Consider the following 23,264-nt stretch of genomic DNA (forward strand, 5'->3'; position numbering starts at 1 on the left):
AGTCTTCATTATTAGAACCTCTAATTTAGTTGTTAGTGATACACCAATATTATCCACCAAAGTGAAGAATTGATGCGCCATCAATAATTAATAGTTTTGCTCACTAAAACAAGTATCTTGAGTTACTTAGGTATTATTTAGAATTATATTTTTATTGATAGTAATCTATTTATTTGCGCAACGATACGGGTTTACTCAAACATTTGACTGAAATCAGCATCACAAACATTTTTTACCGCTGGGTGTTGGATCATTCGTTCCGCAAAAATCACGTAGTACTCTTCTTTTAACCCATCGACATGACCAATTAGCTGTAGATTTCGGTCGTCCTCAATCTCCGACATGTATACGGTCGGCGCTAAGAAAATTACATCATCGTGATACCGTGCGAAAGCCTTCATCAACGCAACATCATCAAATTCTCCCAACACATTAGGCTGAAGACCTTGACGATCAAACCACTGAATAACCTTACGCCCCATTGCTGTTCGGCTTGCAGGAATCAAAAGCTTTTTCTGTTCCAGAATCTCAGGGAAACGCACATTTTCAATTTCAGAAGAGGCGAAAAAGCTCATGCTGCTCTCACCTAGCTTTTTGCTATAAAGGCCAGGGCTTTGAGTTGAGTCAACGGGACAATCCGAGAGGATCATATCCAGCTTGTGCTGAGACAGTCGTTCAAGTAGCAATTCGTGGGTTGACTCATAACAGCGTAAATGAATACTGTTATCTTCCGGGACAGTCGTCATTAGTACTTTACTGACCAAGCGTTTAGATAACGCATCGGCTACGCCAACTTCAAACAGAATGTTCGAGTGCTGACTGTAATTGACGATATCTAACATCTCATAACTCAAACCAAACATTCGGTCGGCGTACTTAAAAACAAGTTGCCCTAACTCAGTTGGCTCAACTGTACGACCATTTCGTTTGGTTAACTTTCCTTTCATGCGTTCTTCAAGCGCTTTAATCTGCCCTGTCACGGTTTGCGGTGTCAGGAAAAGCGCATCGGCCGCTTTAGTTACAGAGCCCTGTTTGCACACCATCCAGAAATAATATAGATGGTTGTAGTTTAGATGTGACATGATCAAGTCCCGAAAAGAAAGTGATGCTTTTTATACCAAATGTGACAGAGACAAACAATAAACTCGACAAAACCATACAATACATTACAAAAACATAAGTTTTACCGAACATATAAAATTAACACTGTCATAAAAGTTGAACTGAGGCGCATTTTCTTTCTAAAGAAAACGCAATAACCACACAAAACGAAAGCAAAATTTATTCATTAAATTCAAACAGTTAAAAACCTTCATTTTTCCCTACTCACACCACTATCAAAAAGAACAATAAAAATTACTCACAGCAAGAAATCTGTAATATTACTGAAATATTTGTTCTCTAACATCGCCCGCAGTTTCAACTACAGACCGAAAAATGAACTGAAAGGTCAACGGAGAAAATTATGATGAACCAAGCTACTTCAACAGTGGCGCCAATTTCGAGCACTGCTCGTTGGTTACGCTGGGCTAACTTGGCATTCATGTTGTATCTGCTTCTTCTAGCAGTATCTATGGTTGGTAGTGGCTTCAAATGGGCAACTGGCGATCAAGCTAAGGTGCTATTTGAGTTTGCCGCTCACCCTGTTGCAGGTCTAATGATCGGCTTGGTGGCAACAGCCTTAATTCAGTCCTCAAGTACTGTAACGTCTATTATTGTAGGTTTAGTTGCAGGTGGCTTACCAGTAGAAACCGCGATTCCAATGGTGATGGGTGCCAATATTGGTACCACAGTGACCAATACGCTTGTTTCTCTTGGTCACGTACGTTGTAAAGAAGAGTTCAAACGTGCATTTGCAAGCGCAACTATTCACGACTTCTTCAACTTACTTGCTGTTGCTATTTTCCTTCCGTTGGAAATGATGTTCGGCATTTTAGAGAAAGTTTCTCATTGGCTTGTTTCTCCACTACTTGCTACTGGCGATATGAGCATTAAAGGCTTCAACTTCATTAAGCCAATAACAAAACCAGTTGTGGGTGCAATTAAAGAGCCACTTTCAACATTCGGTGATACTGTTGGTGGCATTATGCTTATCGTTTTGGGTATTGCGACAATCTTCGTTGCAATTACGGTAATGGGTAAGCTAATGAAGAGCCTAATGGTTGGCCGCGCACGTGAAATTTTGAAAAACGCGATTGGTCGTGGCCCTATTCACGGTATTGTATCGGGTTCAATCGTGACTGTGTTGGTACAATCTTCATCAACAACAACTAGCTTGATGGTTCCACTTGTGGGTACAGGCGTTCTTAAAGTTCGTGATATTTACCCATTCACGCTAGGTGCAAACATTGGTACTTGTATTACGGCGCTACTAGCAGCAACAGCCGTATCGGGTGAGTTTGCGGTATTCGCGCTTCAAATCGCTCTGGTACACCTAGTATTTAATATCATGGCAACGCTGTTTATCTTTGGTATTCCGTTCCTACGTGAAATTCCAGTGAAAGGCGCTGAGATGATTTCTGAAATGGCTATCAAGAACAAAGCTGTTGTCGGTGGCTACCTAATGTCTGTATTCGTTATTTTACCAGGCGCGATCTTAGCCCTAACGACATAACAATAACTTACATACCATCGCTTATTGTTTAGGCTCCACATTGTGGGGCCTTTTTTGCGTTAATGACGCTGTTCAAATTCGTTGTCTGGTGATAATTTGAGCCATACCAGCATACTTATGCTGGGCTACCTCATTTGGAGTCGACAACATGACGCAGCTTAATGGCACTATTTCTGATCAGCTACTCGCAATAGACGAAAACCTAACTCAACTGGTTGCTGATATTGATATCCTCAGTAGCGTGAATCCTCTCAATTATGCTCAGGAAAGAGAGCGCTTTATTAAGAACAAATACTCTCAAGAGCCTAACTTCCAATACTCAACCACCAATCTAGATACTCACAGCGCAAAACGACGTCTGTATGAACTGCCTTTAGAAAATATTCAAGACACCCAATTACAAAAGCTGTACGCGGATGTGATTCAGTCTTACGCAGATAAATTGGATCAAGTGAATACTATCGGTACACAAGAGTTTCTTTATAACTCCCTGCGCTATTACGGAGAGCCGAGCGCCAAAGATATTGCCAACGCCCATTTCATTTTACACCTTCCCACGGAAGAAGAGAGCAAACCGCAGCATGATAGCCGCGCGATAGCACACTTCATGCAAAACTTTGCTCAACGTAATGGATATGAGTGTGAAATACAGGTGTTGGATGGGATGTTAGCAAACGCACTCGTTTCGGGATCTCGAGTCAAAATTAACCACGCAGCATACATCGCGACCGATGAGTTAGAGGCTCTCGCACATCATGAAATGGGTGTACACCTTCTTACTACGCTTAACGGTCGTCAACAACCGCTAAAGGTTCTGAGCTTAGGGTGCCCAGCTAATACAAACACCCAAGAAGGGCTGGCTATATTGTGTGAATATCTGTCAGGACATTTCAGTATCAAACGCCTAAGAACCTTAGCCTTACGAGTCCTGGCGGTAGAGTCGATGATCAAGGATCGCGATTTCCGCCATACGTTCATGCTATTAAAAGAACAGTATAAAACGTCTGACCTTCAAGCATTCACAACGACTGCTCGTGTGTATCGAGGAGGCGGTTTGACGAAGGATTACTTGTACCTCAGAGGGTTCCGAGAGGTTCTAAATGCCTACGATAAACTGGGCAATGACTTTTCATTGTTGCTATGTGGGAAAACAGAACTGAAATATTTTGAGCTTATCCGCTCATTAGTGAGCAAACAAATATTCACCCAACCCAAGTTTATTAGCCCGGCACTGTCTGCACCGAAGCAGACCAACCCTATTCACCGCTATATTGTCAGTGCACTCAAGTAATATCTTCAAAGTACGAAAAAGCAAAAAAGCTCCATTCGGAGCTTTTTTCATATCTTGAAGAACAACACTGGTTACACTGAGAATGGGTAACGAATAGGGTCGTGATGCTCGTATCCTTCAACCCAAAAATCATCCAGTGTGACCCATGTTTCCAGATCTTCTAGAGATTTAATCTCTGGATTGATGTGGAACGTCGGCGCTTTTAATGGTTCACGTTTCAACTGAACATCACGCATCAGTTCAAGCTGATCTTCATAAATGTGCGCATTCACAATCTTATGAAATGCCTGACCAGGTTTCTTGCCCGTGATTTGCGCCATGATCGCCAAGAACACGTAAACTTGAACCATATTGAAGTTTAAGCCAAGCGGTACATCACACGAACGCTGAGTACTGTTCAGGTAAAGCGTATCATCCAGCAATGAAAAATGGTGGCTATACATGCAAGGACGCAAGCACCCCATGTGGAATTCACCCGGGTTGTAGAAGTTCAAGATTTCACCGCGATCATCAACACCACGCGTTAAGTCATCCACTATCTTGCGTAATTGGTCAACATGCCCGCCATCAGGCTTCGCCCATGCGCGCCCTTGGACACCGTAGACACGGCCCATGTCGTCTTCGCCCTTACGATATGGATTATTTAACCAAGCATCATTTAGGTTGGCATTGGCATCCCAGGTTTTCGTGCCCAGCTTACGAAAATCTTCCGCATTATCGTAACCACGAATATACCCTAGTAGCTCTGCAACGGCCGCATTCCAAAAACTTTTACGTGTGGTTACCAACGGAAATTGATTGTTCGCAACATCGTAGGTTAAATCCGCGTTGATTACGGTCAGGCAGCGCTTGCCTGTACGCTCATTTTCAACCCAAACACCTTGGTCAACGATGCGTTGACACAAATCTAAATACTGTTTCACACCAATACCTTACTTCGTCTTTTGTGGTAACTCGTCTTTGTAATGACCACGTTTGTATGCCCAAACCATCATTAGGACACCGATAACCACCATTGGCAGGGATAGAATCTGTCCCATGGAAATAAAGCCACCGAATAACCCCAAATGAGCGTCTGGTTCGCGCACGTATTCTACTAGGAAACGGAAGGTTCCGTAACCCGCAAGAAAGAGTCCTGAAACAGAACCTAGAGGACGAGGTTTCTTGATGAACCAATTCAAGATGAAGAAAAGTACGATACCTTCAAGCGCCATTTCATAAAGCTGCGATGGATGACGTGGCAGTGGACCACCATTTGGGAAAACGATCGCCCAAGGCATATCCGTTACTCGGCCCCACAATTCGCTGTTCATGAAGTTACCTAAACGCCCCATACCCAGACCAAATGGCACAAGCGGCGCGATAAAGTCGGCAACGCCGAAGAACGTTCGCCCGTTTTTGTGTGCATACCAGAACATCGCGGTAATCACACCCAGTAAGCCCCCGTGGAAAGACATACCACCGGTCCACACTTTAAACAAATACAAAGGGTCAGCCAGGAAAAGCTCAAAATTGTAGAAAAGCACGTAGCCAACACGGCCACCAATCACAACGCCAAGGAAGCCTGCGAACAACAAATCAGAAACCTGTTCTCGTGTCCAACCACTTCCCGGCTTATCCGCACGTCGGTTCGCCAACCATAGGGCGAACATAAAGCCCACAAGGTACATCAAACCGTACCAACGAACCGAAACAGGACCAATAGAGATTAAAACCGGATCAATATTGGGAAATTCAATATATCCCTGAGACATAAATCATTCTCTTCTTATCACAACAAAATAAATATACCCAAGTAACCTCTAGATGCTTGGTTCAGCGAGAATGACTTGGGTACAAACTTAAAGCAGCATGGTCGCTGCTACAAACATTAAGAACACCGCGAATATCTTTTTTAATACCGCAGTTGGAAGGTTAGTTGCCAGCTTCGCACCCACTTTTGTTGTGAGCATCGAGGCCATGGCAATCGCTAATAAAGCGGGAAGATAAACATAGCCAATACTGTATGAAGGTAAGCCTTCCACTTTATAGCCATGTAAGATGAAGCCGATCATACCAGAAATAGCAATCACGCAACCACAAACGGAGGATGAGCCCACCGCTTTACGCATTTCTATCCCGTGTTTATTTAAAAATGGGACCGATAGTGAACCACCACCAATACCAGCAAGGCTTGATACAACGCCAATCCCCGTGCCATACGCAACGGTCACCGGGCTGCTCGGCATAGGTTTACTGCTCGTAACTTTAATGGAACGGAACATTTGTACTGACAGGCAAAGAACAATGACACCAAATACTTTCGGCAAGTAGTGCGTAGGGATCCACTCAGCAATATTGGCACCGACAAAACCACCTATAACCACACCTGGCATCAACCATTTTACGACGAACATATCGACATTGCCGAGCTTAAGGTGATTCATCGCCGATGAGCCTGACGTAACAATAATACTCGCTAACGAAGTGGCTAGGGCCATGTGCATACTCATTTCTGGAGAGATTCCAGCAAGAGGAAGCAAATACAACAAGGCAGGAACAACTATCAAACCACCACCGATACCGAGTAACCCCGCCATCACACCCACAAAAGCGCCTAGCGCCAACAATAACAAAAATAAAGAGACGGTCACGATTTCCTACTTTTTACCTGCACGGATAAAGCCCGCAAAACCCTGTTGGATGAAGAAGTCATGCATCATTTGATGAATGTCCTCCCCGTAGGACTTTGTCATTGCTTGCTCCGCTAATTTTTCTAATTCTTCTTGTTGGCTATGACGAATCAAATATTTCACCTTAGCCACGTTGGAGGTGTTCATACTCAAACTGGTATACCCTAACCCAAGTAAGAGAAGAGCGCCAAATGGGTCGCCAGCTAACTCACCACAAATACACACTGGCACCTGATACTTATCGCACACGTCATGGATTTGCTTAAGCGCTAGCAGTACCGCAGGATGCATAGATTCATAGACATCCGCGACGCGGGAATTGTTCCTATCAACCGCTAATAAATACTGGGTTAAATCGTTTGTCCCGACAGAAACAAAATCAACACGGTGAGCAATCGTTGGCAATAAATACACCATTGATGGCACTTCGATCATGACCCCAACTTGTGGGAACTGAATTCTATCATCAAGCAACACGGCTTCGCTGTGGGCTTGATTAATCAAGCTAATGGCATCGTCTAGCTCTTTTACCCCAGACACCATTGGCAACAAAATACTTAAGTTACCGCTTTCTGCACTCGCCCTTAACATTGCACGCAGCTGGATCAAGAAAATGTCTGGATGATCCAATGTAAAACGAATGCCACGCCAGCCTAGAAACGGATTATCTTCTTCGATCGGCAAATATGGCAAAGGTTTGTCACCACCAATATCCAAAGTGCGCATCACCACTCGTTGATTCGGATAACTGTTGAGTATCGCTTGATATTGATGATACTGCTCATCTTCCGACGGAAAGTGATGCTGAAGTAAAAATGCAATCTCAGTTCGGTACAACCCAACACCATCAACACCTGTATTGATGGCAATATTACTGTCTGCACTGAGTCCCGCGTTCAGCATAATTTCGATATGGTGATTATCTTGCGTAACCGCAGGGAGTGCGAGGTCTTTGTTTACCATGGCAAACAATTCAGACTCTTCGCTTACTAAGCTGCGATACTCTCGCAACAACTGGCGGTTTGGCTCTAAGAAGATCTCACCCGTATAGCCGTCGACTATCCCGAGTTTGCCATTCACCACATCCGGATTAATGTTGGCGCCCATGACTGCAGGGACCCCAAGAGCTCGAGATAAAATGGCAGCGTGAGAGTTTGCGCCTCCCTCTAATGATACGACAGCTAACAAAAACTCTTTAGGTACAGAAGCGAGCAAGGTGGCAGTGAGTTCGTTCGCCACCAAAATAATGGGACGATCAATTGCAGAATTTTCTTGCTCACTGTTGTGCAGAAAATAGAGCAGCCTTTGCCCTAACTCTCGGATATCTTGCGCTCTTTCACGCATGTATACATCCGACATTCTGGCAAATCGATTCGAGTATGATTCTACAACTTGGCGTAACGCCCAGTCTGCCCTATCTCCTTTTTCAATCTGCTTCTTCAAATCACCGCGAAGCATCGGATCATTCAGTAAGTGAGTAAACAGATCGAAGATCGCCAGCGCATCTTTGTTGATTTCACTGTCCAGTTTTTTCCGCATACGGCGAAAGTCATTTAACGCTCGCTCTATCGCCACCAGCAATGTCTCGTGCTCACGTTCTTTATCTAACGTGGACGAAGGGAAAACATCCGATAAACTCGGCTGGGTATTGTCGAACCAAAACTCTCCAATCGCGACACCAGTAGATGCAGGCAAACCTTTTAATACCGTGGGTTTAGATGCCAACTGCCAATGCCCAAGATTCTGCGCATGCGCAATAAGCACTGCTAGCTGAGCGGACAACGTGACAAGAAAAGACTCTTCCATTTCACTGAACAAGCGAGGTGTTTTTTGCTGGATCACCAACACACCTAAAACTTGTTTGCGATGAATGATTGGAGTGGCTAAAAAGGAGTGGTAAATCTGTTCACCGAGTTGAGGGAAGAATTTAAACTCGGGATGTTTTGAGGCTTCGGCAAGGTTGAGTGGCTCTGCGCTTCGTTTAACCAACCCAACCAAGCCTTCATTGAAGTTGATATGAATACTATCACCTTCAAAAATAAGGCCTTGAGTTGCCATTAACTCAAGGCGCTGCATTTCTTCATTAGCAAGATAGATAGTACAGCACTCAGTGCGAAGGGCAGCACAAGTCTCTTTCACCAATATATCGAGTGCCAGATGCACATCATCGACCCTGGAGACTTTCTCAACTATTTCCCTTAGCTGACTGAGCATGATTATCCTCTACGTTGCTTTTTTCTTTTCCCTTTCGCTTTTCTCTCTCGAAAAGGCATGGCTAAGGATGCAAACTCTTTCATCGCTCGTCGATAAACATCTCGCTTGAAAGAAACAACTTGCCTAACTGGATACCAGTAACTCACCCAGCGCCAACCATCAAATTCAGGGGATTTTCCGCGTTGCATATTAATACGAGATTCATCGCATTCTAATCTCAGCAGAAACCATTTCTGTTTTTGGCCGATACAAACAGGCTTGGAGTCCCAACGCACCAATCGTTTTGGTAGCTTATATCTTAACCAATGACGACTTGTTGCAATGATCTTAACGTCTTTTTTCGTTAAACCGACTTCTTCATATAACTCCCTGAACATGGCTTGTTCAGGAGTTTCACCTTCGTCAATTCCACCTTGTGGAAATTGCCATGAGTGTTGCCCGTATCGTTTAGCCCAGAAGACCTGACCATGGTTATTACATATCACAATACCAACATTAAGTCGGTAACCATCGCCATCTATCACTGGCTAACCTCTATGAATAAATTTTTTATTACCGTGATTTTTCCACATATCCCCATTACTAGCAAACTTACTGATGTGATATGAGCAAGATTTATTACCTTTTCACCATATTTGGATATCTTTTAATCAAGCCATACCTTATCAACACAAGAGTGAGACATTGCCCACATTTATTCACCTTTTCTGTGAATAACTTTGTGAAGAATTCAATTCAAATGAGTAATTCTGTTCAACCCCATCACAAGCAAAACAAATAAAGAAACAAAAAAACAAACATAAAGCATTGATAAAAAAGTCTTTATTTTAAAAAATAGCGATAAATCGATCTTCAGTTTCTTGATGATCTTTTCACCAAACTCAGATCGGTCAAAGATCCACCAATAGGCTATTTATCCACACTCACCTGCTATTCGTTTAGATGATTACAACAAAATCAACCCCAAAAATGCATTTTAACCCCTGTTTATTCATACAGACCCCGTCAGGATCTTATCAATACCTCCTCCACCTGTGGATAAGTTATGAATTGATCGTTCTTACACCGCCTCGGTGAAATCTTAAACAGTAGATTTGGCCGGAGTTTGATAAACTATATTTTTTGTAATACCACCTTGTGACTATGAAACCAGAACCACAAACAGAAGCAGAGCTATTGGAACGAGCGCATGATATGGCAGGACTCAGTTTTGCTGAGTTGGCCGCCGAGGCGAATATGATTGTTCCTGAAAACTTAAAACGAGATAAAGGTTGGGTGGGTCAATTACTCGAATGGCACTTGGGCGCCCCAGCTGGCAGTAAACCTCAACAAGATTTCGCTAAGCTAGGGATCGAGCTGAAAAGTATTCCGATCAGTCACTCTGGCAAACCGTTGGAAACAACCTTTGTTTCGGTGGCTCCTCTCACAGGTGTTCATGGTCTTACATGGGAAACAAGCCACGTACGCAACAAGCTGTCTCGTGTGCTTTGGGTACCAGTGGAAGGGGAACGAGAAATTCCACTTGCAGAAAGACGTGTTGGTAGCCCACTGATTTGGTCACCAGACGACGACGAAGAGCGTATTTTACGAAACGACTGGGAAGAGCTAATGGAGATGATCGTCTTGGGGAAATTTGATCAAATTTCCGCCAGACACGGAGAAGCGCTGCATCTTCGCCCTAAAGCCGCGAATGCAAAAGCACTCACCGAAGCATACAGCTCAAATGGCAAGCCGATAAAAACTCTGCCCCGAGGTTTTTACCTCAGAACACAGTTTACTGAGCAGATCTTACTCAAGCACTACATCAGCACGCCATCTGAGTAATGTTGTTTCCGCCATTTAGTGCGTCACGAGCGATAACTCGATATCACAGTACGAGGCTGCCTCTTCAGTGCCACATTCGTCATACGCATTGTGCAGCCTTAAGTACGCTTTATCTACCCCTAACCTCAGCAGCTCTTCTTTCACCAAATCTAGCGAACCGAAATGTATCGGCTCTTCACCGTCTTTAATCGGCTCAAGTTGATGCTTGTACTCCACTGCTAGCAAATAGTCAGAGACATCAGAACACCCAATCACAAATACTTTGGGAGTTTTATAAGTATCTTTATGGGGACCGTGTAACCACATGTCCAATTGATGCTTCTGCATAACGTACCTCCTTCACACGATCATTTAAGTGTAGTTAGGCTATGTATAGCTTTCGAGTTTGGTCTTCCTTTATACGTAAATCATTTGCGATAGCGGTTAAAAATCCCCTATATTGGAATCACTTATTTAGTCGGTAACTCTTCAAGGACGTGATATGCAATACACAAAACTACCGCACTCATCACTTGAGATCAGTAAAATCTGCCTCGGAACCATGACGTTTGGCGAGCAAAATACAGAAAAGGACGCCTTTGAACAGCTCGACTTTGCCCTTGATCATGGGGTGAATTTCATTGATACCGCAGAGATGTACCCTGTACCTCCCAAAGCGGAAACGCAAGGACTCACCGAGCAATACATCGGTAATTGGTTAGCAAAGAGCGGCAAACGTGAAAAAGTTGTGCTGGCAACAAAAGTGGCTGGCCCTCGTGGTGTCCCTCACATCCGAGACAACATGAGCCTTAATCGTCGCCACATCCATACAGCAATTGATGACAGCCTTAACCGCCTGCAAACGGATTATGTCGATTTATACCAATTACATTGGCCTCAACGTCAAACTAACTGCTTTGGTCAACTCAACTACCCATACCCTGACAAACAAGAAGAAGTCACGTTAATTGAAACATTGGAAGCGCTTACAGAATTAGTGAATGCAGGCAAAGTACGCTATATCGGCGTATCAAACGAGACGCCGTGGGGTGTGATGTCGCTACTGCGTTTGGCAGAGAAACACGATTTGCCAAGAATTGTCTCCATTCAAAACCCATATAACTTATTGAACCGCAGCTTCGAAGTTGGCTTGTCTGAAATCAGCCATTACGAAGGCGTTCAGTTACTTGCTTACTCTCCTTTGGCATTTGGCTGCCTGAGTGGTAAATACCTAAACGGGGCAAAACCTGAAGGCGCTCGATGCACTAAGTGGGAGCGTTTTGCGCGCTACTTCACTCCACAAGGTGTTAAAGCGACCGAAGCTTACGTCAATTTAGCACAAGAGCATGGTTTGGATCCTGCACAAATGGCACTTGCATTTGTCAATCAGCGCCCATTTGTAGCATCTAATATTATCGGCGCGACCAACCTCGACCAATTAAAAGCCAACATCGACAGTATCGATCTAAAACTAAGCGATGAGCTCCTGACTGAGATTCAAGCAATTGGTACAACCTACTCGAATCCATGCCCTTAACAGTAAAGCTCCCCTCAAACGAAAACAGCTGACCTTCAAGGTCAGCTGTTTATCAAATGAAGTATGACTTCATATCGCACGTTAAGCGTGTTGAATGACTCGATAGCAACTTAGTCAGTCCAACACGCTAACGATTACGTCATTATTCGCGACGTTAAAACTCGACGAAGGTGACGAACTCGACGTTCAACTTTTACTGCATCCGGAACATTGGCGCGTGTGGAACGACCATCGCTATCTAAACCAATATCCCTCAATAGATGAACATTCGTCCATGGAACATCATGAGCAGTGCGGCGTATGGTTCGCTGCCATTGCTTTTCTTCGCGTTTAAGGTCTGCTTTCAATAGCAAAGTTGCCAGTTGTAGGTAAATAGAGTGACGCATAATATTTTCTCCGATTATCGATGTATTCGACTGGGAAAAATAGTGCGTAAAATGAACAGAGGTGTTCTGTTGATACTAAGCCGCTACTTTTCCGCAGCCTAGTAATAAATAAGATAGGTTACGGATTAATTTTTATCTTGTGAGCCAGTGGTATTGGTATCATCCGACTTAAGAGTCATCGGAGCGATAGGCATACGATCAGCGCAAGCAGTGGTGTTAACAACGTAATGTTTCATCTTGCGCCTCCTAGCTAAAAATTAATCCGTTTATGAAAGGTATAACTCATTGAGTTACGGTTAAATTGTAAGCTTTGATGAATATATATCAAACATTTTTTGTCTTTTTGATTAAAAACAAACCAATACACCGCAATTCAGTTTCATATACTTTTCTATATAACATATTCACCTAGGGAATATATGAAATTGCGGATTTTATAAATCAAACTGAATACAAAACAAAAAGAGCGGCTTTGTAGCCGCTCCTTCACTGATATTCATTCACCAATTTAACTTCAGAAAGAACAAATTACATGGCTTGATCAGAAATCAAATTATGTTTGTTCAGTAGTCGATACATCGTCGCGCGTGAAACACCAAGCTCCTTCGCCGCATTCGAAACTTGACCAGAATGAGATTCCAAAACAACCAGTAACGCGTCACGCTCACTCTTCTCACGAATCGATTTCAAACTACGCTTTGAGTCATTACGCTGAGGCAAATCTAGGTGATGCTCTTCAATCATTACGCTGTCAGACATCAGAACCGCTCGTTTCACTTGGTTCATCAATTCACGTACGTTACCTGGCCAGAAATAACGTGTCAGTGCCTTGAGTGCATCCTCAGAAAAGCTTTTTGCTTGCGAGTTATACTCTTTAGAAAACTCTTGTAAGTAATAGCGCGCTAACAAAGAAATATCGCTCGCGCGCTCTTTTAAGCTCGGGACATTAATGCGTAATACGTTAATGTAGTGATAAAGCTCTTCATTAAAATCTCCGTCAATCAAGGCTTTTTCTACATCTGACGAGTTAGCAGCAAGGATGCGCACATTGACCGCTTTTACACCATCTTTGGTATCAATGGTGCCTTCTTGCAAGAATCTCAGCAGATTCATTTGCTGCTCTTTTGAGATAGTAAGAATGTCATTAAACAGCACCGTACCGCCATCCGCTTGTTCGAGCATGCATGCTTCCATATCTTCATCGGCATTGATACCAAACACTTCCGCCTGGAAACGTTGCTCATTGAGTGCGCGACAGTTAATTGCCATAAACGGTTTATGAGAACGTGAAGAGACTTTGTGGATAGCGCGAGCAACCGCTTCTTTACCTGTACCACTTTCCCCAGAAATCAGAATACTGACGTCCGTCGGACCGATTCTCTTTACTTGATCGCGTAAACGCTTCATCGGGATAGATTCACCGATCAGCCCCATGTCTAAGCTGCTACCAAAACTAGGCCAAACTTTTTTCTCCAACTTGAGCATACCAAGCTGGTGACCAATCGTGCTTAAAAGCTGGGCATCCGGGATTGGCGCAGTGAAAAAGTCGATACAAAAGTTAACAATGAACTGGCATATGGTATCAGTGCCAAGCTGAGATTCACGAATAAACGCTAACCAACGCACGTGTTTGTGAGAACTGACTAAGTTCGCCAAACCGTTCAAGCTGAATTCGTCATGGCTGAGATCGACAATACCGATACATGGACCAATATCCTCTAACAACGTATTAGCTTTGCGTAAGTCACCCACTTGGTGACACTTCCAGCCCACTTGCTCAAGTACTGATAACCAAGGCTCATAAGTACCGCCAACTACCACAAGCGATCCCGGGATGGAATCCATCTTAAACTGCCCAGCCATTCTCTAACCCTTTTTCATTGTTAATAGAAATTTTGCGCCACAAACCTATCTTTGCGAGCGGGTAACATTATCGAGACTCCGCGCCCCCACGTCTGTCTCAGTATTAAGACTATGCAATAGATTGAGATTTGGCGAATGTTTATTTGCATATCCTATTAAAAAGCAAATGCAACAACTTGAACTTATTTAACTAAAAGGCATAAAAAAACCACCCGAAGGTGGTTTTTTTGATCATCCTGCCAAATTACGCTTGTGGGCGCATTGCTGGGAATAGGATCACGTCACGGATAGTGTGCGTGTTAGTCAGTAGCATAACCAGACGGTCGATACCGATACCTTGGCCTGCCGTTGGTGGTAGGCCGTGCTCTAGTGCAGTGATGTAATCTGCATCGTAGAACATGGCTTCGTCGTCACCAGACTCTTTAGCTTCAACCTGTGCTTTAAAGCGCGCGTCTTGATCTTCTGCATCGTTAAGCTCTGAGAAGCCATTCGCCACTTCACGACCGCCGATGAAGAATTCAAAGCGGTCTGTAAAGAACGGGTTGTCATCGCTACGGCGAGCTAATGGAGAGATGTCCGCTGGGTAGCCAGTGATGAACGTTGGCTGCATTAGCTTAGGTTCTGCTGTTTCACCGAAGATTTCTTCTAGAAGCTGACCACATGTCCAGAAGTCTTCTACTTCAACATGTACTGATTTCGCGATAGAAACCATCAGCTCACGGTTTTGTAGATCTTCTTCGGTTAGCGCTTGGATTTGAGCGTGATCTGGGTTGTACTGCTTGATTGCTTCAAACATGCTCATACGAGTGTAAGTACCACCAAACTCAACCGTTTCATCACCGTAAGGCATTGATGTTGAACCTAGAACTTCTTGCGCTACCGAGCTTAGTAGTTCTTCAGTAAAGTCCATCAGATCTTTGTAATCCGCGTACGCCATGTAGAATTCCATCATAGTGAATTCTGGGTTATGACGTGGAGAAAGACCTTCGTTACGGAAGTTACGGTTAATTTCGAATACGCGATCGAAGCCACCAACCACTAGACGCTTCAGGTATAGCTCAGGTGCAATACGTAGGTACATTGGCATGTCTAGCGCGTTATGATGCGTGATGAATGGGCGTGCACTTGCACCACCAGGGATCACGTGCATCATCGGCGTTTCTACTTCCATGAACTGTTTTGAGATCATGAAGTTACGAATTGCAGACATTACTTTAGAACGTACAATAAATGCTTTACGTGAATCTTCGTTCACAATCAGATCAACGTAACGCTGACGGTAACGCATTTCTTGGTCAGTAAGACCGTGGAACTTCTCAGGAAGTGGACGAAGTGCTTTAGTTAGCAACTCGTATTCTTCCATGTTCACGTATAGGTCACCCTTACCAGATTTGTGCAGCGCACCTTTAACACCGATGATGTCACCGATATCAAGACCTTGGTATTTCTCTTTTAGCTCTTTTTGTACGTCTTTAGCAGCGTAAGCTTGGATACGGCCAGATGTTTCTTGAATTACTAGGAATGGACCACGCTTAGCCATAATACGGCCAGCAATTGCAACCACGTGGTTAAGCTCTTCTAGCTCTTCCTTCGTCTTTTCACCGAACTCTTTTTGAAGGTCGCCCGCTAGTGCGTCACGACGGAAGTCGTTTGGGTGGCCGTTTGCTTTGCAGCTCTTTCGGATTTCATCCAGTTTAGCGCGGCGTTCAGCAATCAGCTTATTTTCTTCTAGTACAGTTTCGTTTTGAACAGCATCAGTCATTTTCGATGTATCCTGTTTTTGTCGGTGAAAAGCTTTATAGGCCTGATTTCAGGCTAGCTTCAATAAATTTGTCCAGATCGCCATCAAGAACCGCTTGAGTATTACGGTTTTCAATGCCCGTACGGAGGTCCTTAATACGTGAGTCATCCAATACGTAAGAACGGATCTGGCTACCCCAGCCAATGTCAGACTTAGCGTCTTCATTAGCTTGTTTTTCCGCGTTTTGCTTTTGCAATTCAAGCTCAAATAGCTTCGCTCGAAGCTGTTTCATTGCCTGATCTTTGTTCTTATGTTGAGAACGGTCATTCTGACACTGAACCACAGTGTTCGTTGGTACGTGCGTAATACGTACCGCAGATTCTGTGGTGTTGACGTGCTGACCACCTGCGCCTGACGCACGGTAAACGTCGATGCGTAGGTCAGAAGGATTAATGTCGATGTCGATGTTTTCATCAATCTCTGGATAGATGAACGCAGACGCAAATGACGTATGGCGACGGCCGCCTGAATCGAACGGAGATTTACGAACAAGACGATGAACGCCCGTTTCAGTGCGCAACCAACCGTAGGCATACTCACCAGAGATGCGAACTGTTGCCGACTTAAGACCCGCGACTTCACCTTCAGAGACTTCAATCACTTCAGCTTTGAAGCCCTTCGCCTCTGCCCAGCGTAGGTACATACGCAGCAGCATGTTGGTCCAGTCTTGTGCTTCCGTACCACCAGAGCCAGCTTGCAAATCGATGTAGCAATCTGAACTATCATGGTCGCCCGAGAACATACGACGGAATTCAAGCTTTTCTAGCTTCTCTTCCAACTCAGCAAGTTCTGGTTCGATTTCGTCAAATGTTTCTTGATCTTCTTCTTCTACAGCCAGCTCAAGAAGACCTTCTACGTCTTCTACACCTTGCTCTAGTTGATCAATAGTTTCAACAACCGCTTCTAGCGATGCACGCTCTTTACCCAGTGCTTGTGCACGTTCAGGTTCGTTCCATACATCAGGTTGTTCAAGCTCTGCGTTGACTTCTTCTAGACGCTCTTTCTTCGCGTCATAGTCAAAGATACCCCCTCAGGACATTTGTGCGCTGAGACACGTCCTGCAGACGGTTTTTAATTGGATTGATTTCAAACATGTTTACTCAACATTTTAGAATAGAATTTAACCGAGAAATTCTACTGAAAAATGTGACCGAGATACAGGAAAATTTCGGATGAGAAATCAGATTGCGGTTAGAGAGAGCACGGTCATAAAATTTTACACCCTCTTAGGGGCAACCGTACTCTATAAGAAAGGTTAATCTAAATATTACTTAGCTTCGATATGATCGATCATCAATTGCAGTGATTGATTACCACGAAATTCATTCACATCCAATTTGTAAGCTAAACGTACCGTTTTAACTGATGCATCCGGCCAGCGACGCAAATCGACATTAAATGCAATGCCGTCGATCATCACATTGGTAGGGTGACCTTTGTAAAGCGGCTCTAACATCAATTTAAGATGCTTCTCACCCACCAGCTTTTGATGCAACACTTTAAACTCACCATCAAAGATTGGTTCAGGAAAGGCTTGTCCAAAAGGGCCACCAGACCGCAGCTGTTCAGCGATATGCATAGAGAATTCTTCAGGCTTAAGTTCACCATCAGACATGATCACGCCTTTTAGCGCCGCTTCATCGAGTTCCTTTTTTACCACTTCATCAAATAAACGGCTGAAACGTTCGAAATCCTGCTCTTTAATTGTTAAGCCTGCCGCCATCGCGTGACCACCAAATTTGATGATCAAACCTGGGTTTTGCGTGTCGATGAAATCCAACGCATCACGCATGTGTAACCCCGGAATAGAACGACACGAGCCCTTAATTGTCCCTTCTCCGCCATCAGCAAATGCGATGACTGGACGGTGAAACTTCTCTTTGATGCGCGAGGCCAAAATACCAATCACACCTTGGTGCCAATCACGTTGGAACAAGGCTAATCCGTAAGGAAGCTCACTGCCTTCACCAAACTGAAGACGCTCGCAGAAAGCCATCGCTTCTTGCTTCATGCCTTCTTCAATCTCTTTACGAGTTTGGTTCAAACCATCCAGTTCACTTGCCATACGACGAGCGGCGTGAATGTTGTTACACATCAACAGTTCAACACCAAATGACATGTCATCAAGGCGACCAGCAGCATTGATACGAGGACCTAAAGCAAAACCAAAATCGGACGCCACCAAACGACGCGCATCACGCTTCGCGACCTCAATCAATGCTTGAATGCCAGGGCGCGCTTTGCCCGCACGAATACGCTGCAGGCCTTGGTGCACAAGAATGCGGTTGTTTTCATCCAGTGGGACAACGTCAGCTACAGTGCCGAGTGCAACAAGGTCAATCAGTTCCATCAACTTAGGCTCTTGCATGCCCTGCTCAGCAAACCAATTGTGTTTTCGCATATGAACGCATAGTGCCATCATGAGATAAAACGCGACCCCGACACCAGCGAGCGCTTTAGACGGAAAATGACAGCTCTCAAGGTTTGGGTTCACCATTGCATCCACATCAGGCAACACTTGTCCCGGTAAATGGTGGTCGGTAACGAGCACGGTAATGCCGTTTTCTTTTGCGTAACGCACGCCTTCGATTGATGACACACCGTTATCTACCGTCATGATCATCTCAGCGCCAAGCTCTAATGCCTGGTCAACGACTTCTGGGCTTAACCCATAACCGTCTTCAAAACGATTCGGTACTAGGTAGTCCACATTGTGACTACCAAGCATACGCAGCGCGAGCACCGACAATGCAGAGCTCGTCGCGCCATCAGCATCAAAATCACCAACAACGATGATGCGTTTTTGTTCTTTTATTGCCTGAAACAAAAGCTCGACAGCTTGCTCAATCCCCCCGAGTTTTTGGTAAGAATGCAAACCACGAGCTGACGTTTCTAGTTGCGCAGGATCCGTAATCCCACGGTTGATGTAGATACGTTTGAGAATCGGAGGAATGGAATCAGGAAGAAGGGAAAGATCAGGTTCAGGACGTCGTTGAATTTCTATCATGCTTGAAAAGAGCCGGCGACTTTGCCGGCTCTGCTCCTAAAGGATTATTGTTGCTTTAAACGTTTCAATAGCTCTGCAGGTGGTAGGTAACCGCCAACCATTTCGCCATTCGGTAAGAAGATCGCTGGCGTACCAGAAATTCCCAATTGGCGACCTAGATTGTAATGTGATTGGATGGTTTCTTTACACTGTTTTAAGTCTTTCGCAGGGTTATCAAACGTACGATTCACTTTCGCGTTGTGCATTGCCGACTTTGGATCTTCAGCACACCAAATCGTCGCCATTTGCTCTGCCACTGGGCCAGTAGCACCTTGGCGAGGGTAAGCCATGTAACGCACTGTAATGCCTAGATCGTTATAGCCTTGCATTTGGCTGTGCAGACGCACACAGTAACCACAAGTGATATCAGTAAATACCGTCACAGCATATTTTTCATCGTCGGCTTTGTATTCAATCATGCTATCGGAGAACTGCGCGATTTTCTCCGCATTAAGCGGCGCTTGGCGCTCTGCAATGACATCTTTGTAACTACCATCGTCATTGATAGCATAAAGCGTACCGGCGATAAAATGGCTACCATCATTTGAAGCAAACAAGATCCCGCCATTAGTTTGGATTTCCAATAAACCAGCAACTTCTGATGGCTGAATATCAACGATAGATAAACCAAGCTTTGAGAACTTAGTTTTTAATGCTGCTTCATCAAAACTGCTTTGCGCAGCTGGTGCCACTTGCTGTGCAGGAGTGTCCGTTTTAGCCTGACTTTCTTCTGCACCACACGCGGTAACAAAAAATGGTAAAGTCAGCAGAGTTAGTCGGCGTAATACGCTCATGAAATTCACCTTAATATAAAATCGTTTTTCCAAGAAGACATGGATGAATCTAACCATTGTTATGCTCTTGGGTGGTGTTGACTGTGGATCTGCTTCAATCGTTCAGTCGCCACGTGAGTATAAATTTGCGTGGTCGATAAGTCACTATGTCCTAATAGCATCTGTACGACCCTGAGATCTGCGCCATAGTTCAATAAATGCGTGGCAAAGGCATGACGCAGTACGTGCGGCGACAGCTGTTCAGTGTCAATCCCTGCTATCAAAGCATAGTACTTAATACGGTGCCAAAACGTCTGACGAGTCATTTGCCTTGCGCGTTTGCTAGGAAAAACAATATCAGATGATGTATCACCAAGTAACGCAGGACGCCCTTGTTGAATAAACGTCTCGATCCAATCTACCGCGTTCTCCCCCATTGGCACTAAGCGCTCTTTACCGCCTTTACCTGTGACACGTACAACTCCTTGACGCAAACTAATGTTTTCCATAGTTAAACTGACCAATTCCGTCACACGCAAACCAGTCGCATACAGTAGTTCCAGCATCGCTTTATCCCGCAATTCCACAGGATCATTCGGGTCTGGCGCTTCGAGCAAGGCGTCCACTTGCTCTTCACTAATATCTTTGGGCAAGCGTTGTGGCAGTTTAGGACTGACCAAGAGCGCACTCGGATCATCAGCACGTACTTTCTCACGATGCAGATATTGGAATAAACGGCGAATTGCCGACAACATACGCGCACGGGACGTCTGCTTGTAATCCAAGTCTACAAGGTAGCTTTGGTATTCTTGCAAGCCAGACAAACTAATGAAATCAAGACGGTAGCGATGTTTCTCCATCCACGTGAGCAGCTTCATCAAATCATTTCGATAGGAAGCCAGCGTGTTCTCTGATAGCCCACGCTCCATCCACATCGCATCTAAGAATTGCTCAACAAGCGAAAAATCTTGTTGATTGACAGGCTGTTGTGCCGTCATGAACGCTTCCTTATCTGTTTATATTTACAGTATTTAGATTAAGGCACCTGCCGATCCAATACCATAAAAAAATCATCCCGCTTAGGATATTCGCTGCAATCTTCCTCAATTTATGGTTAGAATCTTCCACAACAGCAACACAAATAACGATGAATATAATGAAAATCGGACTCTTTTACGGCTCAACGACCTGCTACACCGAAATGGCAGCAGAGAAAATTCGTACCATTATTGGTGAAGACCTTGTCGACATTCACAATGTGAAAGAGACACCGTTATCACTAATGGCGGACTACGACTTATTACTCCTTGGCATCTCAACTTGGGACTTTGGTGAAATTCAAGAAGATTGGAATGCGATTTGGCAAGACATCGCAACAACACCATTAAAAGGTAAAGTTGTCGCGCTGTTTGGTCTGGGTGACCAAGAAGGCTACGGTGAGTGGTATTTGGACGCGATGGGCTTACTTCACGATGAATTACAAGCGACCGGCGCAACCTTTATCGGTTACTGGCCAAATGAAGGCTACGAATTTGAAGCATCGAAAGCACTGATTGAAGATGGCAGCAAGTTTGTTGGACTAGCGTTAGATGAAGACTCGCAGTACGAACTGAGTGATGAGCGCATCGAAAAATGGTGTGAACAAGTTCTTGTGGAGTTCCACGACACACTTTAATAGTGTGAACGCTTCAAAGATAAAAAATAAAAAGCCCGATGAAGTAATTCATCGGGCTTTTTAATATCTTGATAGTGCGAAGTTATTACGCTGTTTCTTGTGCTAGCTCTGGACGAGGTTTCGCGATGAAGAACATGCACACGATAGCCGCAAATGTTGGAAGCACCCAACCCATGCCCACTTCGAATAGTGGCAACATGTTAAACGCAGAAACATCAACACCCGATACTTTTGCCGCATCAACCAACGCAAACAGCAGAGATACAAGCAGTACCGCGCGGTAAGCAAAACGTGGATTTGGCAGTTTGCTGCGTACAAATGTTAGTGCAACCAACGCGATCGCCACAGGGTACAGCGCAAACAATACCGGCACTGACAGAGAAATCAGTTGTGCAAGGCCGACATTCGCAACCAACGCACAAACAGAACCGTTAATCAATACCCATTGCTTGTATGACAGTGGCGTTTTCGAGCTGAAGAAGTCTGAACACGCAGAAATCAAGCCAATAGCCGTTGTCAAACACGCTAGTAATACAATGACAGACAGAACGATTTGACCGTATGGACCAAACAGCGCTTGAACGTATTGGCTAAGTACCAGACCACCGTTATCTGCACCAGCAGCAACAGTTGCACTCGTCGCGCCCAAGTAGAATAGTGAGATGTAAACAAACGCAAGACCGGCAGCTGCAATACAACCTGCATAGATCAGATACTTAGTGGTTGCAGAACGCTCAGTAATGCCTTTACCTCGCAGTGCATCAACCATCAGCATGCCAAACATCAATGACGCGAACGTATCCATTGTGTTGTAGCCTTCTAGGAAGCCTTTGGTCAGTGGTTGCGTTAAGTACTCACCGTGCGCGCCCAGCATGTCACCTTGAGGATCAATAAATACCGCGACAGCAAGAATGATCAAACCCACGAACAATGCCGGCGTCAGTACTTTACCGATAAGATCAATCAAACGGCCTTGGAACCATGAGAACATCATCGCCGCAATAAAGAAGATCACTGAAAATGCAGTGAGATGCGTTTGTGACGCTTCAAGGAAGAAAGGTTTCACCGCCATCTCGTAAGCCACTAGGCCAGTACGAGGCGCAGCAAACGCAGGACCGATGATGATGAAGATCAACGCAGCCATAATAACCGCTGCTTTTTTCGGAAGGTCTTGCGTTAAGTGTTCCCAAGAACCACCAGCAACAGCAATAGCAACGATAGTAATAAGAGGTAGACCTACCGCTGTTAGCAAGAAACCAAACATCGCTGGCATTAAGTTTTCACCGGCTAGCTGACCCGCTAGAGGTGGAAAGATGATATTGCCCGCACCTAAAAAGAACGCAAATAGCATAAAGCCTACTGCGATAATATCTGTTAGTTTTAACGTCTGCTTCACAGATAACCCTTGTCTTTTAATTAATGAATGTTGTGTATGCTTAGACCACTTTTTGTATACCTAAAGTCAATAAGTATACGTGGTTCAATCTATAAAATTTTCGCCGCATAATGACGAAAGACTCATCATTTGGCAACCTTTAAGAAAAAAACACCATATTAATTTAGTTTTCAAACTTAAAAGCAGTGGATAT

Annotated in this window: 20 protein-coding genes; 5 read left to right on the forward strand and 15 right to left on the reverse strand. The window is 44.4% G+C overall.

The genetic code is table 11. The features are described from left to right. Positions 1-191: 191 nt before the first annotated feature. Positions 192-1,082: a transcriptional activator NhaR gene (gene nhaR / locus FR741_RS12725; RefSeq protein ID WP_005381942.1), complete on the reverse strand. Its 891-nt coding sequence runs from the start codon at positions 1,080-1,082 to the stop codon at positions 192-194. A 386-nt stretch (positions 1,083-1,468) separates the two neighbouring features. Between nhaR and FR741_RS12730 the strand changes: the two genes are divergently transcribed. Then, the gene (locus FR741_RS12730) at positions 1,469-2,614 is read left to right on the forward strand and encodes a Na/Pi symporter (RefSeq protein WP_031780616.1); all 1,146 of its coding nucleotides are present in this window, start codon (positions 1,469-1,471) and stop codon (positions 2,612-2,614) included. Between the two features lie 148 nt (positions 2,615-2,762). After that, positions 2,763-3,905 carry a flavohemoglobin expression-modulating QEGLA motif protein gene (locus FR741_RS12735; protein ID WP_167426876.1) on the forward strand — a complete coding sequence of 381 codons (1,143 nt, stop codon included), beginning with the start codon at positions 2,763-2,765 and terminating at the stop codon, positions 3,903-3,905. 71 nt (positions 3,906-3,976) lie between these two features. Here FR741_RS12735 and FR741_RS12740 read toward each other — a convergent pair whose 3' ends face one another. From FR741_RS12740 to rppH, 5 genes are all read right to left on the reverse strand, one after another. Beyond that, complete coding sequence (locus FR741_RS12740) at positions 3,977-4,828, reverse strand: thymidylate synthase (RefSeq protein ID WP_167426877.1); 852 nt, start codon at positions 4,826-4,828, stop codon at positions 3,977-3,979. A 9-nt stretch (positions 4,829-4,837) separates the two neighbouring features. Continuing rightward, a complete protein-coding gene (lgt, locus tag FR741_RS12745; protein WP_167426878.1) occupies positions 4,838-5,659 on the reverse strand; it encodes a prolipoprotein diacylglyceryl transferase in 822 nt (273 codons plus the stop codon). 87 nt (positions 5,660-5,746) lie between these two features. Then, positions 5,747-6,538, reverse strand: coding sequence for a sulfite exporter TauE/SafE family protein (locus FR741_RS12750; RefSeq protein ID WP_006743341.1), 792 nt, complete (start codon positions 6,536-6,538; stop codon positions 5,747-5,749). Between the two features lie 6 nt (positions 6,539-6,544). Next, a complete protein-coding gene (gene ptsP, locus FR741_RS12755) occupies positions 6,545-8,791 on the reverse strand; it encodes a phosphoenolpyruvate--protein phosphotransferase (protein WP_047009107.1) in 2,247 nt (748 codons plus the stop codon). Between the two features lie 2 nt (positions 8,792-8,793). Next, positions 8,794-9,315, reverse strand: a complete 522-nt coding sequence (gene rppH, locus FR741_RS12760) for an RNA pyrophosphohydrolase (protein ID WP_005381953.1) — start codon at positions 9,313-9,315, stop codon at positions 8,794-8,796. A gap of 619 nt (positions 9,316-9,934) precedes the next feature. On the opposite strand from rppH, the gene mutH reads away from it, so the two are divergent. Continuing rightward, positions 9,935-10,615, forward strand: a complete 681-nt coding sequence (gene mutH, locus FR741_RS12765; protein WP_005397318.1) for a DNA mismatch repair endonuclease MutH — start codon at positions 9,935-9,937, stop codon at positions 10,613-10,615. Positions 10,616-10,630: 15 nt separating this feature from the next. Here the strand turns inward: mutH and FR741_RS12770 are convergent, their stop codons facing one another. Next, positions 10,631-10,942: a DUF6482 family protein gene (locus tag FR741_RS12770; protein WP_150916300.1), complete on the reverse strand. Its 312-nt coding sequence runs from the start codon at positions 10,940-10,942 to the stop codon at positions 10,631-10,633. 154 nt (positions 10,943-11,096) lie between these two features. Between FR741_RS12770 and FR741_RS12775 the strand changes: the two genes are divergently transcribed. Next, positions 11,097-12,131, forward strand: coding sequence for an NADP(H)-dependent aldo-keto reductase (locus FR741_RS12775; protein WP_109168799.1), 1,035 nt, complete (start codon positions 11,097-11,099; stop codon positions 12,129-12,131). 134 nt (positions 12,132-12,265) lie between these two features. Here the strand turns inward: FR741_RS12775 and FR741_RS12780 are convergent, their stop codons facing one another. From FR741_RS12780 to xerD, 7 genes are all read right to left on the reverse strand, one after another. After that, positions 12,266-12,517 (reverse strand): hypothetical protein, encoded by a 252-nt coding sequence (locus tag FR741_RS12780; RefSeq protein ID WP_005397324.1) that lies wholly within the window; start codon positions 12,515-12,517, stop codon positions 12,266-12,268. Between the two features lie 528 nt (positions 12,518-13,045). Further along, positions 13,046-14,380, reverse strand: coding sequence for a cyclic-di-GMP-binding transcriptional regulator VpsR (gene vpsR / locus FR741_RS12785; protein WP_046873964.1), 1,335 nt, complete (start codon positions 14,378-14,380; stop codon positions 13,046-13,048). Positions 14,381-14,624: 244 nt separating this feature from the next. Next, positions 14,625-16,142: a lysine--tRNA ligase gene (gene lysS / locus FR741_RS12790; RefSeq protein ID WP_005397328.1), complete on the reverse strand. Its 1,518-nt coding sequence runs from the start codon at positions 16,140-16,142 to the stop codon at positions 14,625-14,627. Positions 16,143-16,176: 34 nt separating this feature from the next. Next, a protein-coding gene (gene prfB, locus FR741_RS12795) for a peptide chain release factor 2 (RefSeq protein ID WP_100068604.1) occupies positions 16,177-17,275 on the reverse strand; the annotation gives its coding sequence in 2 pieces (ribosomal slippage) (positions 16,177-17,199 and positions 17,201-17,275; 1,098 coding nt in all). Between the two features lie 173 nt (positions 17,276-17,448). Then, complete coding sequence (recJ, locus tag FR741_RS12800; RefSeq protein WP_167426879.1) at positions 17,449-19,188, reverse strand: single-stranded-DNA-specific exonuclease RecJ; 1,740 nt, start codon at positions 19,186-19,188, stop codon at positions 17,449-17,451. Positions 19,189-19,232: 44 nt separating this feature from the next. After that, positions 19,233-20,021: a bifunctional protein-disulfide isomerase/oxidoreductase DsbC gene (gene dsbC, locus FR741_RS12805; RefSeq protein ID WP_012842135.1), complete on the reverse strand. Its 789-nt coding sequence runs from the start codon at positions 20,019-20,021 to the stop codon at positions 19,233-19,235. A gap of 59 nt (positions 20,022-20,080) precedes the next feature. Continuing rightward, the gene (xerD, locus tag FR741_RS12810) at positions 20,081-20,998 is read right to left on the reverse strand and encodes a site-specific tyrosine recombinase XerD (RefSeq protein WP_005397336.1); all 918 of its coding nucleotides are present in this window, start codon (positions 20,996-20,998) and stop codon (positions 20,081-20,083) included. A 158-nt stretch (positions 20,999-21,156) separates the two neighbouring features. On the opposite strand from xerD, the gene fldB reads away from it, so the two are divergent. After that, positions 21,157-21,675, forward strand: a complete 519-nt coding sequence (fldB, locus tag FR741_RS12815) for a flavodoxin FldB (RefSeq protein ID WP_005397338.1) — start codon at positions 21,157-21,159, stop codon at positions 21,673-21,675. An 85-nt stretch (positions 21,676-21,760) separates the two neighbouring features. On the opposite strand, the gene brnQ is transcribed toward fldB, so the two are convergent. Continuing rightward, positions 21,761-23,071 (reverse strand): branched-chain amino acid transport system II carrier protein, encoded by a 1,311-nt coding sequence (brnQ, locus tag FR741_RS12820; protein ID WP_167426880.1) that lies wholly within the window; start codon positions 23,069-23,071, stop codon positions 21,761-21,763. Positions 23,072-23,264: the final 193 nt, after the last annotated feature.

This window comes from Vibrio diabolicus, assembly GCF_011801455.1.
GTDB lineage: Bacteria > Pseudomonadota > Gammaproteobacteria > Enterobacterales > Vibrionaceae > Vibrio > Vibrio diabolicus.